The organism is Streptomyces parvus, from assembly GCF_032121415.1.
Classification (GTDB): domain Bacteria; phylum Actinomycetota; class Actinomycetes; order Streptomycetales; family Streptomycetaceae; genus Streptomyces; species Streptomyces globisporus_A.
The window spans coordinates 2109123-2121751 of record NZ_CP135079.1 but is presented as its reverse complement, the minus strand read 5'-3'; the positions used below and the strand labels follow the sequence as shown (position 1 = coordinate 2121751).

The following is a 12629-nucleotide window of genomic DNA, read 5'->3' as shown; positions in this document are numbered from 1 at the left end:
CAGCCCTCAGCCCTCGTAAGGCCCCCCGAAGAGGCCCGCCGGATCGTACTGGGAGACCAGACCGGCGAGCCTCTTCGCCGTTTCCGGCTCATGGAACCCGGCGGTACGGTCCCCGCCGCCGAAGCAGAAGTTGGCCGCGCGCCCCTGGACGAGCGGCCCCAACGCCCCGGACACCTCCCCGTACAGCGCGCGCACCGACGGCACGTCCGTACCGCCCAGCGGCGACAGCAGCCGCAGCAGGAAGCCCGCGTCCCGGTAGGGCACGGCGCTCGCCGCCTCCGGCTGCTCGGCCAACGCCCCGCCGAGGTGATTGAGCTGCACCACGTTCATCATCGGCGCCCCGGGCCCGGTCAGCTCCAGCACCCGCGCGGCCCGCCCCGCGTCCAGCTCCCGGAGCATCAGCCCCTCCCCGTAGTACGCGTGCGGGAACGGCGGGTCGTTGTGGATCGTCGGGCTCTGCGCGTACGGCATCTCCCGCAACGAGTCCTCCAGGGCCGGCCCGATCGCCCGCAGCGGGGCCACCAGCCGCTCGCCCTCGGCCGCGTCACCCGTGAACGCGACCCGCACCGAGACGACGTACCGCCCGCGCACCTTCTCCGGCACCTGCGGCAGGTCCGGGTAGGGCAGCGCGGCCAGGGATGACGTCAGGGTCTCCGGCACGGTCCGGGTCCACTCCAGATAGCGGGCCACCACCTCGGCCGCCCGTTCCCCGTCGAAGGCGATCACACCCCCGTACAGCCGCTCCACCGCCACCAGACCGATCTCCAGCGAGGTCACCACTCCCAGCCGGCGCCCGCCGCCGAGCAGCCCCCAGAACAGCTCCGGCTCGCGCTCCGGTGCGACCCGGTGCGGCACCCCGTCGGCGGTCACCACTTCCAGGGCCCGGACATGGTCGGCGGCGTACCCGAACTGCCGGGCGAGGATGCCCAGTCCGCCGCCCAGCGTGTACGAGACCGCGCCCACCGAGGGCGACGAGCCGTTGAGCGGGGCGAGACCGTGCGGGGCCGCCGCCGCGGCCACCGCGCCCCAGGTCGCGCCCGCGCCGATCGTGGCGGTGCGGGCGACCGGATCGACGGTGACGGAGTCCAGGCCGCGGGTGACCACCAGGACGCCGCCCTCGACCGCCCCGGACAGCCCGTGCCCGGTGGCGTGCGCGGTCAGCCGGAGCCCGTGCCCGGCGGCGTACGCCACGGCCTCCCGTACGTCGTCGGGGGTACGGGCCTCGATCAGCCGGTCGGGCCGGATCGGAAAGCCGGTCTGGAAGGTGGCGGGACCGGCGGGGGTGGTGGGTCCTTCGGCGCCTGCGGAAACCATGAGGGGAGGCTCTCCTTCGTTCGCGTTCTGGGCGGTACGAAGAAGAGCCTCCCCGGGAAGCCTGACATCTTCCGTCAGGTATGCGTCACTTCGCGACGGCCTTCCGGTTGCGCATCTCCCGGAACAGCGAGATGCCCACCACCAGAGCCGCGACCAGCAGCGACAGCACGACCTGCTCGCGGGCGGTGTCGTCGGTCAGCATGTAGACCAGGACGAAGGAGATCGCCGCGATCGTCGCCCAGGTGAGGTACGGGAAGAGCCACATCCGTACGACCAGCTTGCCCGGGTTCTCACGGAGGATGATCCCGCGCATCCGCAGCTGCGTGAAGCAGATGACCAGCCACACGAAGAGCGCGACCGCGCCGGAGGAGTTCAGCAGGAACTGGAACACCGTGTCCGGCCACTGGTAGTTGAAGAACACCGCCACGAAGCCGAAGACGACCGAGGACAGGATCGCCGCCTGCGGCACACCGCGCTGGTTGACCTTGGCGAAGGACTTCGGCGCGTCGCCCCGCTCACCGAGCGAGAACGCCATCCGGGAGGCCGTGTAGAGGCCGGAGTTGAGGCAGGACAGCACGGCCGTCAGCACGATGAAGTCCATGACGTTGCCGGCCTGCGGGATCCCGATCGAGTCGAGGGCGGCGACATAGCTGCCCTTCTCCAGGATCGACGGGTCGTTCCACGGGAGCAGCGTCAGCACGACGAAGATCGAGCCGAGGTAGAAGACCGCGATACGCCAGATCACGCTGTTGGTGGCCTTCGACACCGCGCGCTGCGGGTCGGCCGACTCGCCGGCGGCCAGCGTCACGATCTCACTGCCCATGAACGAGAACACGACCATCAGCACACCGGTCAGGATCGCACCCGGCCCCTCGGGGAAGAACCCGCCGCTGTCCGTCAGATGGGCCAGGCCCGACCCCGGGTTGTCCGAACCGGGCAGCAGCCCGAAGACGGCGAGGAGGCCGACGACCACGAACGCGGCGATGGCCACGACCTTGATCCCGGCGAACCAGAACTCGAACTCGCCGTAACTGCCCACCGACACCAGGTTGGTGGCGGTCAGCACGACCATCACGATCAGCGCCCAGGCCCACTGGGGCACACCCGGGATCCAGCTCTCCAGGATCTTCGCGCCCGCCGTGGCCTCGACGGCGAGCACCACGACCCAGAAGAACCAGTACAGCCAGCCGATGGAGAAACCGGCCCAACGGCCCAGCGCCTGGTCGGCGTAGGCGGAGAAGGAGCCGGAGCTCGGCCGGGCGGCGGCCATCTCGCCGAGCATCCGCATCACGAGGACGACCATCAGGCCGACCATCGCGTACGAGATCAGGATCGCCGGTCCCGCGGCAGCGATGCCCGCGCTCGATCCCACGAAGAGCCCGGCGCCGATCACGCCGCCGATCGCGATCATCGAGAGGTGGCGGTTCTTCAGGCCTGCCTGAAGCCCGCCCGACGAGTCCGGCCGGTCCGGCTCACCGGGCTCCCGGCCCGGCTTCGCCAGCGTCGTCTGCGACGTCATGGGGGGATTCCTTACCTTGTCGAGCATGAGGGTGTGCCCTGCTCCGCCGTTGGATCGTGCCCGTGGGGTGTGCGAAGACAAGGCCACGCATTCAAGCCCGATACAAGGCGGAAGGGGAACCCCCTCTTTCGGATCGTTTGCCGGATCGTTGCCCAAGTGGTGTTCGCCACAGAAAGGCGGGCCCGCGCCTGCGAATCATCGAATCGGGCCTCTCGACCCCGCTGACGGTTACCCCGCGAAGTTCGTGCCACACTTCGCACCATGCGCGTGTACCTCGGATCCGACCATGCCGGCTACGAACTCAAGAACCACCTCGTCGAGTGGCTCGGCGCCCACGGCCACGAGGCCGTCGACTGCGGCCCCCACATCTACGACGCCCAGGACGACTACCCGCCGTTCTGCCTGCGGGCCGCCGAGAAGACGGCCGCCGACCCGGACAGCCTCGGCATCGTGATCGGCGGCTCCGGCAACGGCGAGCAGATCGCCGCCAACAAGGTCAAGGGCGTCCGCGCGGCACTCGCCTGGAGCGAGCAGACCGCCGCCCTCGGCCGCGAGCACAACGACGCCAACGTCGTCGCGATCGGCGGCCGGATGCACACGGTCGAGGAGTCCACGAAGTTCGTCGAGATCTTCCTCTCCACGCCGTACTCGAACGAGGAGCGCCACACGCGCCGCATCGAGATGCTCTCGGCGTACGAGAACACCGGCGAGCTCCCCCCGATCCCGGCCCACCACCCCCAGCAGGGCTGACCGCCGCTCCCACCCCTTGCGTGCCGCCGGGTCCCGGACCCGGCGGCACGGCCATGCCACCGCCGGCCTCATCCGCAGGAGCCCCGTCGTGCCCGAGGGACACACCATCCGCCGTCTCGCCAACGACCACGCCGAGCGGTTCGCGGGCGCGCCGGTCCGGGTGAGCAGTCCGCAGGGGAAGTTCTCCGACAGCGCGGCCCTGCTCGACGGGCACACCCTCACCGCCACCGACGCCCACGGCAAACACCTCTTCCTCGGCTTCGGCGACACCGGCTGGGTCCACATCCACCTCGGCCTCTTCGGCAAGCTCGGCTTCGGCGCCGCCCCGCCCCCGCCGCCCACCGACACCGTCCGCCTCCGCCTGGTCAACGCCGGCCACTCCGCGGATCTGCGCGGCCCCACCACCTGCGCCCTGATCACCGAGCCCGAGAAGCGCGCGATACACGAGCGCCTGGGCCCGGACCCGCTGCGCGGCGACGAGGACGGGGGGCGCGCCTGGCAGCGGATCTCCCGCAGCCGGACCACCATCGCCGCCCTGCTGATGGACCAGAAGGTCATCGCGGGCGTCGGCAACGTCTACCGCGCCGAGGTCCTCTTCCGCCACGGCATCGACCCGTACCGCACGGGCCGGGACCTCACCCGCGCCGAGTGGGACACGATCTGGGCGGACCTGGGGGAGCTGATGCGCGAGGGCGTACGCAACAACCGCATCGACACCGTCCGCCCCGAACACCTCCCCGAGGCCATGGGCCGCCCGCCCCGCAGGGACGACCACGGCGGCGAGGTCTACGTCTACCGGCGCGCCGACCTGCCCTGCCACATCTGCGGTACGGAGATCCGCACCGCGGACCTGGTCTCGCGCAACCTCTTCTGGTGCCCCGGGTGCCAGCCCTCCGGCCCCTCGGACGGCGGAAAAGGCTGAAATCCGCCCGAAGGAGGCCGATGCGAACGCGCGGACAACCCCATTTCGAGCGCATTGTCACCGGGGTCCCCCTGCACCGAAGGCGTTCGGGTGGATAAGGTCCCGGCAGTGGCCCGTAGCGGAGGAACAGACGACTTCTGGGCCCGGTGGCGCAGAAAGATGCACCGGGTCCGTATCGGGCTGCGCAAATCCGGGGTCGACTACTTCCGCGGCGACGGCTCCGACTGGATCGCCCTGGCCGGCCTGTTGCTGACGATCCCGGCCATCACCTTCGCCACCGTCGTCAGCCCGGTCTGGATCGACCCGGCCGCCCTCGCCCTGCCCATCGTGGCGGGCGGCCTCCTGCTGCGCCCCTCCAGCCTGCTGGGCCTGTACGCGACGGCCGCCGGCGCGCTGATCATCGAGGCGCTCACCCTCGGCCCGTATCTGGACGGCCCCGCCCGGGTCACCCCGGGCACCGTGCTCGTGGTCGCCGCCTGCGGGTTCTTCGGGCTGATCCTCGCCCAGTTCCGGGCCCGGGTCGGCGTGCCCTGGCGGCGCGGCGGCACGATGCTCTTCGACCTGCGCGAACGCATCCGGGTCCAGAGCTCCCTGCCCCGGCTGCCCCAGGGCTGGCACCGTGAGATGGCCCTGCGCCCGGCCGGCGGCCAGTCGTTCTCGGGGGACTTCGTCGTCGCGGCCCGCACCCACGGGGGCCGCACGCTGGAAGCCGTCCTCACCGACGTCTCCGGCAAGGGCATGGACGCGGGCTCCCGGGCCCTGCTGCTGTCCGGGGCCTTCGGGGGGCTCCTCGGCTCGCTGGCCCCGCACGCCTTCCTGCCCGCCGCCAACGGCTATCTGCTGCGCCAGGACTGGGACGAGGGATTCGCCACCTCCATCCACCTGGTGCTGGACCTGGAGTCGGGCGACTACGAGATCTACTCCGCGGGCCATCCTCCCGCCCTCCAACTGCACGCGGGCAGCGGTCAGTGGGAGGAGAAGTCGGGGGAGGGGCCCCTGCTCGGCGTCTACGACGGGGCCGAGTTCGACGCGGTGAAGGGCTCGCTCGCGCCCGGCGACGTCCTGATGCTCTTCACCGACGGTCTGGTGGAGGCATCCGACCGGGACATCGCCGAGGGCATCGACCGGCTGACGGGCGAGGCCGACCGCTATGTCTCCACCGGCTTCGAGGGCGCGGCCTGGCATCTGATCGAGGCATGCGCCAAGGACGTCAACGACGACCGGGCGCTGCTGCTGCTCTCCCGCCGGGCCTGAGCTCCCTCCGGCACCCCCAGGGGGCCGGGCGGCCCCCCGGACGGCGGAGAGGCGCCCGTCACCCGGGGCCGGTTCGCGGGGTGCCTCTCCGCCGTCCGGTGGTGCTCCGCAGGTGCCGGTCAGACCGAGACCGGCACCTGCTCCTGGTGGTCGTCCTTCTTGCGGCCGCCCGGCAGGATGCGGGCCAGCCAGTGCGAGCGTCCGGCGGCCAGCGGCGCGAGGACGGCGAGCAGGAGGACGTAGCCGGCGATGAACGGCGAGAGCCGCTCGTCCAGTCCGGCGGCTGCGGCCATCGTGGCCAGGATGAGCGCGAACTCACCGCGGGCCACCAGCGTCGTGGCGATGTTGGACGTGGCCTGGGCGCCGAAGGAGTACACCTTCGCCGCCGCGAGTCCGGCCGCGATGTTCATGGCGAGCGTCAGCACCACGGCCGCAACCACCGGCCACAGCACGCTCGGCAGGTCACCCGGGTCGATGGAGAGGCCGAAGGCGAAGAAGAAGATGGCGCCGAAGGCGTCCCGCAGCGGGTGGACTAACTTGAGGATGCGGTCGCCCGACGAGGTGGAGCCGAGCATCAGGCCGACCATGAACGCGCCGATAGCGTCGGCGACGCCGAACATCTCCGAGACACCGGCGACGAAGACGGCCGCACCCAGGAACGAGATGACGAGCAGCTCGTCGTCCTTGGTGTTCATGAGCTTGCCGATGAGCTTCGTGCCGAACCGGGCCGCCAGCGCGAGCAGCAGCAGGAACCCGAAGGCCTTGCCGCCGTCGATCAGCGCGGCTGAGAGGCTGTCCGCACCGGACAGGATCGGCTGGAGCGCGGCGAGGTACAGGGCGAGGAAGATGTCCTCGACGACGATGATGCCGAGGATCGGGCGGGTCTCCGGATTACCGATGCGCCCGAGGTCCACCAGGATCTTGGTGACGATCGCGGACGAGGAGATACCGAGGACACCGGCGAGGACCAGCGCCTCCGAGGTGCCCCAGCCGAGCGCGAAGCCGAATATCAGACCGGCGCCGACGTTCAGGACGAGATACGTCCCGCCCGCGATGGCCATCTTCCGGCCGCCCGTCTTGAGGTCGTCCATGTGGAACTCGAGCCCCAGGTAGAAGAGCAGGAGGACGAGTCCCAGCGCGGAGAGCATCTCCAGGTCGTGCGGGTTGGAGAGGAGCGTGTATCCGGGGGTGTGCGGGCCGAGGAGGATCCCGGCCAGGATGAACAGGGGAATCGTCGGCAGCCCGATACGGCCGCCGAGGCGGGCGAGGACGGCAGCGGCCAGGAAGGCGCCGCCCATGGCGAGGAGGGTGTCTGCGTGTCCGATGAGCCTGGTCCTTCGGGTCGGTCAAGAGCTGGTCAAGGGGGCATCAAGAATCCATCAGTAATTAGTTTACCGAACGATTGACACTGCAACTATGGGTCCGTCAGATTGTCTGTGTTTGTCCGCTTGATTCGGTTAAGCGGTCTCGTCAACACCGTTGCGGGAGCGTCGCGTTCGGAATCCGGCCCCGGACGCGGCCGTAGGGTCGGCCCATGACTGGACGGCATCTGAGCGTCTCCGAGGTGGAGGCCATCGCCCGCGAGGCCCATGCGCGGCAGAGCGACAAGGCGGGCCGCCCGTACGTGGAACACCTCGCGGCGGTGGCCGAAGGCGTACGGGTACGCGGCGGCGACGACGGGCAGATCGCGGCGGCCTGGCTCCACGACGCGGTCGAGGACGACGCGCTCTCCGCCGAGTGGCTGGCGGCCGCCGCCCTGCCGCAGGAGGTGAAGGACATGGTCCTGGCGGTGACCAAGCGGCCGGGGGAGGAGCTGCCCTCGTACACCGCGCGGATCCTCGCCACCCCGGGCGCGCTGCTCGTCAAAGAGGCGGATCTCGCCCACAACGCGGATCCCGCCCGCCTGGCGGCCCTGGACGAGCCGACCCGTACCCGGCTGACGGCGAAGTATGCGCAGGTGCGGGGGCTGCTGGGGCTGGTCGGCGGCGAATCACCCTCGGACCGAAAGAATTCGGCCAACCCGGAAACGCACTGATCCACCCGCGGCGGGGCCGGCGGGTGGATCAGGGGGAGTGGCGCGGAGGGCGGCGGAGAGGGCGGCGACCGGGTCGGTGGAGGCTCCGGGCCGCCGGGGCTCAGCGCCGCGCGGAGACCTTCCGGAAAGCCCAGTTCATGTCCGGCTCGGTGGCCCATTTCAGCGCGCGGCCCACCGGCGGGGCGCACATGAGCGTCACGGCCACCGCCGCCACGAGCGAGACGGCGACCAGTCCGACCGGGTCGGAGAGCCAGGTGTAGCGGTCGAACAGGCCCGCGTACTCGGCCCCCTTGATCAGGAAGCCGTGCAGCAGATAGCCGCAGATCGTGCCGGCGCCGAGCACCGTGAACCACCTCGCCCGGCCGGGCACCCAGGCCAGGAAGCCCACCGTCAGCACCAGGGCGCAGCCGAACATCGCGAGCGTCATCACCGCGCCCGACCACCACGGAGCGCCCATCTCCTGGGCGCTGTTGGCGCGGTAGAACCAGCCGAGCTGCATGCGCGGGGCGGCCCAGTACGCGAAGACCAGCGCACCGGCGAACAGCGGCAGGGACAGCAGCCGCACCTCGCGCCGCCTGACCAGCTGGAAGTGCTCGGGCTTCAGCAGCAGGCCGAGCACGAAGAACGGCAGGAACTGCAGCACCCGCTGGAGATCGAGGTCGTCGCCGATGTCGGGGGAGACGGAGGCGAGCGCGGCGATGGCGAGGGCCACCGGCAGCGGATGGCGGATCGCCTGCCAGACCGGCGTGGTCACCCGCCAGATGAACAGGGCGATGAGGAACCAGGTCAGGAAGAACGGGTCCACCAGACTGATCGCCATGTCGGGCGAATCGTCCGCGTACCGCTTGAAGAGCGAATAGGCCGTCTCGAACACCACGTACGGCACCGCGACCGAGGTGATCAGCCGCTTCACCTTGGGGGCCGTCATGTCGAACGACCGGGAGAAATAGCCGGAGACGAGGATGAACGCCGGCATGTGGAACATGTAAACGATCATGTACAGCGCCCGGGTGGCCCGGCTGCCGTCCATCACGGGTTCCCAGGCGTGTGCCACCGCGACGAGGACGATGGCCAGATACTTCACGTTGTCGAAGTAGGGGTCGCGCTTCTTCGCCCCCGCGGACGCCGGAGCGGCGGCGACCGGAGCGCTGGCCCCGGGGGCGGTCCGGGGCGCGGTGGCGGTGAGCGTCTGCGTGTGTCTGGGCTCCGACTCCCGGGTCGCCGGTGGGAGCGGGGCCCTCTGAAATACGCTCGGAGCTTGGAACATCTAAGGCACCTTAGACCGGTCGATTGCCTCGCGTAAAACTCCGGGGAGATATCGCGTGTTCCCCTCCATTCGAATGTGAAACCGTCGAACACTGCCCGCTATGGCAGCATTGATCCCGCTTAAACAGGGCATATCGCCGGGCAGTTGGCCGGAGTGAATTACGTCGCATCCATGCCGTCAATTGGCTGTGAATGAAATGTGGGGATGTGGAAACGATCGCGGTGACGGATATTCGGCCGCCGGGTATTCACAGTCGGCGCACAGGAAGCGGCGCAGGGGTCCGGCTCCCGCCCGCTGTCCGGGCGCGGCGCGGCCGCGGCCCCGCGCCGGCACCCACCGCCGCGACGGTCCCGGCCGTCAAGGATGGCGGGATCCCGTCACTCCGTTCCGTCACCCGGCAGCAACCACGGGGGAGTTGGTGGCACGATGGGGGCGACGGGGCGCGCAGTGGTGCACGCTTCCGGGCCGGCAAGGCGGACCGACCGAGGGTGTGATCAGACGTGGCTATATCACTGTCTATGGTGCTGCTGTTCGCGGTCATCCTGGTGGTAATGATCCGTAGCGGCTCCATCAAGCCCGGACCCGCGATCGTCGCCGTGCTCTTCGGCTTCTTCCTGGCATCGACCGGCATGGCGCCGTCGATCAACAGGTTCATGAACTCGCTGGCCGACACCATCAACCAGATCAGCTTCTGAGCGCGGAGCGGTCCGTCGCGCACAGCGCGAGGGCCCGGGCCGGAGGATCATCCTCCGGCCCGGGCCCTCGACTGCGTGGAGCGGGCGACGGGAATCGAACCCGCGTAGCTAGTTTGGAAGACTAGGGCTCTACCATTGAGCTACGCCCGCAAGCGTCGCACCGCAGGTTTGTGGACCGCGGCACGAAGAGCATCGTAGCGGGTCGGCGGCGGTGCCCGCACACCCGTTGTGCCGGCCGCCGGTGTCGGCCGTGCCGCGACCGCCCCCCGGCCCGGTGGGGCCGCTCCGTAAAGCGGCGGATCCCCGGTCGCCGTGCATGTACCCTACGTGTCGCACCGACGGGGTGTGGCGCAGCTTGGTAGCGCGTCCGCTTTGGGAGCGGAAGGTCGTCGGTTCGAATCCGGCCACCCCGACCACCAGCAAGATCGCATTGTGGGAGTCCTCCCCCTTGCCGTTACTATGCAAAATGCGTGCCCGTGTGTCTGATGTACCGGGCTCGGTCCGCGAAGCCGTCACTCGGCGGCCCAGCAGAACCCCAAGAAGTCAGCCACCAAGGAGACCGAACCGTGAAGAGCGCCGTGGAGACCCTGAACCCGACTCGGGTTCGGCTCAGCATCGAGGTGCCCTTCGAGGAGCTCAAGGACAGCCTCGACGCGGCGTACAAGAAGATCAACCAGCAGGTCACGGTGAAGGGCTTCCGCAAGGGCAAGATCCCCGCCCGGGTCATCGACCAGCGGTTCGGCCGCGGTGCGGTGCTGGAGGAGGCCGTCAACGACGCCCTCCCGAAGTTCTACACCGAGGCGGTCAACGAGGGTGAGCTGAACGTCCTCGGCCAGCCCGAGGTCGACATCACCGAGCTGAAGGACGGCGAGCTGCTGGCCTTCACCGCCGAGGTTGACGTACGCCCCGAGATCGAGATCCCGGACTACTCCGGCATCGAGGTCACCGTCGACGCCCTCGAGGTCACCGACGAAGAGGTCGAGAAGGCGGTGGAGCAGCTCCGCGAGCGCTTCGCCTCCACCAACCCGGTCGAGCGCGCCGCCGCCGACGGCGACGTCGTCACGATCGACCTGCAGGCCAAGGTCGACGGCGAGGTCCTGGAGGACGGCGTGGCCGACGGTGTCTCGTACACCATCGGTTCCGGCGAGCTCCTCGACGGCATCGACGAGGCCGTGACCGGCCTGGAGGCCGGTGGCGAGGCCACCTTCACCTCCCAGCTGAAGGGCGGCTCCGCCGAGGGCAAGGACGCGGAGGTCACCGTCAAGGTCACCGCCGTCGCCGCCCGTGAGCTCCCCGAGCTGGACGACGACTTCGCCCAGATGGCCAGCGAGTTCGACACGCTGGAGGAGCTGAAGGCCGACAGCCGCAAGCGCCTGGAGACCACCAAGCAGTACGACCAGGCCACGCAGGCCCAGGAGCGCGTCCTGGAGGAGCTGCTGAAGCTCGCCGAGGTCCCGATCCCGGAGAAGCTGCTCGCGGACGAGGTCCAGACCCGCAAGCACAACCTGGAGCACCACCAGCTCGGCCAGATGGGCCTCGACCTGGAGAAGTACCTCGAGATCCAGGGCAAGACCCTGGAGGAGTTCGAGAACGAGACCTCCGAGCAGGCCATCAAGGGCATCAAGACCCAGTTCATCCTTGACGAGCTCGTCAACAAGGAGAAGCTGAACGTCAACCAGGAGGAGCTCACCGAGCACCTCATGAGGCGTGCTGCCTCCTCCGGCATGAGCCCCGACCAGTTCGCCCAGGCCGTCGTCGAGGGTGGCCAGGTGCCGATGCTCGTCGGCGAGGTCGCCCGGGGCAAGGCGCTCGCCGTCGTCGTCGAGGCCGCCAAGGTCGTCGACACCAACGGTGAGATCGTCGACCTGGAGGACGACGAGGACACCGCGGAGGCCACCGAGGCCTCGGAGACGGCCGAGGCCGCCACCGAGGAGAAGGCGGACAAGGCCGAGGAGAAGAACGAGGCCTGAGCCTCGCTCCGACCCGTGACAGCCTCGCGCTGATCGTCACGACGGGCCCCGAACGCATCCTGTGTTCGGGGCCCGTCGTCGTAGCGCGCCGGATCGCCGTGCGGCCCCGGAACCCTTGTGCCCACTGCGGACCTTGCGCTCCCAGCGAACAGTTGCGGAAGCGGGATGGCGTTGTCCCACCTGCGCGTTAGGGTCCATGAAGAGGAAGGGTGGAGCAGTGACTTCACCCGCCCGGTACGAAGACGCTGAGACGGCCGGAGCCGTCAGAGACGAGCAGGTGGATACGTGACGAATCTGATGCCCTACGCCGCCGGAGAGCCGTCCCTCGGTGGTGGCCTCGGTGACCAGGTCTACAGCCGACTGCTCGGCGAGCGCATCATCTTCCTCGGTCAGCAGGTCGACGATGACATCGCCAACAAGATCACCGCACAGCTTCTCCTCCTTGCCGCCGACCCGGACAAGGACATCTACCTCTACATCAACAGCCCCGGTGGTTCGGTGACGGCCGGCATGGCGGTCTACGACACCATGCAGTACATCCCCAACGACGTCGTCACCATCGGCATGGGCATGGCCGCCTCCATGGGCCAGTTCCTGCTCACCGGCGGCGCCTCGGGCAAGCGCTTCGCGCTCCCGAACACCGACATCCTCATGCACCAGGGTTCGGCCGGTATCGGTGGCACGGCCTCGGACATCAAGATCCAGGCCGAGTACCTGCTCCGCACCAAGACGCGGATGGCGGAGATCACCGCCCGCCACTCCGGCCAGACCGTCGAGACGATCATCCGCGACGGCGACCGTGACCGCTGGTACACGGCGGAGGAGGCCAAGGACTACGGCCTCATCGACGAGATCATCACGTTCGCGTCGGGCATCCCGGGCGGCGGCGGCACCGGTGCCTGA

General features: G+C 69.6%; 11 protein-coding genes and 2 tRNA genes. 8 read left to right on the top strand and 5 right to left on the bottom strand.

Translation table 11 applies throughout. The features are described 5' to 3' along the window. Positions 1-6: 6 nt before the first annotated feature. Together RNL97_RS10480 and RNL97_RS10475 are read right to left on the bottom strand one after the other, a co-directional pair. Positions 7-1314 (bottom strand): FAD-binding oxidoreductase, encoded by a 1308-nt coding sequence (locus RNL97_RS10480; protein ID WP_243314033.1) that lies wholly within the window; start codon positions 1312-1314, stop codon positions 7-9. 85 nt (positions 1315-1399) lie between these two features. Further along, positions 1400-2833, bottom strand: a complete 1434-nt coding sequence (locus RNL97_RS10475; RefSeq protein WP_030577245.1) for an amino acid permease — start codon at positions 2831-2833, stop codon at positions 1400-1402. Between the two features lie 261 nt (positions 2834-3094). Between RNL97_RS10475 and RNL97_RS10470 the strand changes: the two genes are divergently transcribed. The 3 genes from RNL97_RS10470 to RNL97_RS10460 all read left to right on the top strand — a co-directional run bounded on the left by RNL97_RS10470 (position 3095) and on the right by RNL97_RS10460 (position 5759). After that, positions 3095-3583, top strand: a complete 489-nt coding sequence (locus RNL97_RS10470; protein ID WP_030077742.1) for a ribose-5-phosphate isomerase — start codon at positions 3095-3097, stop codon at positions 3581-3583. Between the two features lie 88 nt (positions 3584-3671). Continuing rightward, positions 3672-4505 carry an Fpg/Nei family DNA glycosylase gene (locus RNL97_RS10465; protein ID WP_313750609.1) on the top strand — a complete coding sequence of 278 codons (834 nt, stop codon included), beginning with the start codon at positions 3672-3674 and terminating at the stop codon, positions 4503-4505. 159 nt (positions 4506-4664) lie between these two features. Then, the gene (locus RNL97_RS10460) at positions 4665-5759 is read left to right on the top strand and encodes a PP2C family protein-serine/threonine phosphatase (RefSeq protein WP_279344389.1); all 1095 of its coding nucleotides are present in this window, start codon (positions 4665-4667) and stop codon (positions 5757-5759) included. Positions 5760-5878: 119 nt separating this feature from the next. Here RNL97_RS10460 and RNL97_RS10455 read toward each other — a convergent pair whose 3' ends face one another. Further along, positions 5879-7057, bottom strand: coding sequence for a cation:proton antiporter (locus RNL97_RS10455; protein WP_030577261.1), 1179 nt, complete (start codon positions 7055-7057; stop codon positions 5879-5881). A gap of 236 nt (positions 7058-7293) precedes the next feature. Here RNL97_RS10455 and RNL97_RS10450 point away from each other — a divergent pair, with 236 nt between their 5' ends. After that, on the top strand, positions 7294-7794 hold the full coding sequence (locus RNL97_RS10450) for an HD domain-containing protein (RefSeq protein WP_030577264.1): 501 nt from the start codon (positions 7294-7296) through the stop codon (positions 7792-7794). A 100-nt stretch (positions 7795-7894) separates the two neighbouring features. On the opposite strand, the gene RNL97_RS10445 is transcribed toward RNL97_RS10450, so the two are convergent. Then, positions 7895-9061 carry an acyltransferase family protein gene (locus RNL97_RS10445; protein ID WP_243314032.1) on the bottom strand — a complete coding sequence of 389 codons (1167 nt, stop codon included), beginning with the start codon at positions 9059-9061 and terminating at the stop codon, positions 7895-7897. A 500-nt stretch (positions 9062-9561) separates the two neighbouring features. Between RNL97_RS10445 and RNL97_RS10440 the strand changes: the two genes are divergently transcribed. Further along, positions 9562-9756 (top strand): hypothetical protein, encoded by a 195-nt coding sequence (locus RNL97_RS10440; protein WP_006124418.1) that lies wholly within the window; start codon positions 9562-9564, stop codon positions 9754-9756. Between the two features lie 76 nt (positions 9757-9832). Here RNL97_RS10440 and RNL97_RS10435 read toward each other — a convergent pair. Next, positions 9833-9906 (bottom strand) — tRNA-Gly (locus tag RNL97_RS10435). Positions 9907-10095: 189 nt separating this feature from the next. Here RNL97_RS10435 and RNL97_RS10430 point away from each other — a divergent pair. The 3 genes from RNL97_RS10430 (at position 10096) to RNL97_RS10420 (ending at position 12629) form a co-directional block, all read left to right on the top strand. After that, positions 10096-10172: transfer RNA gene (locus RNL97_RS10430), tRNA-Pro, on the top strand. 150 nt (positions 10173-10322) lie between these two features. Beyond that, positions 10323-11726, top strand: coding sequence for a trigger factor (gene tig, locus RNL97_RS10425; RefSeq protein ID WP_030577272.1), 1404 nt, complete (start codon positions 10323-10325; stop codon positions 11724-11726). Between the two features lie 297 nt (positions 11727-12023). Continuing rightward, positions 12024-12629 (top strand): ATP-dependent Clp protease proteolytic subunit, encoded by a 606-nt coding sequence (locus tag RNL97_RS10420; RefSeq protein WP_030577274.1) that lies wholly within the window; start codon positions 12024-12026, stop codon positions 12627-12629.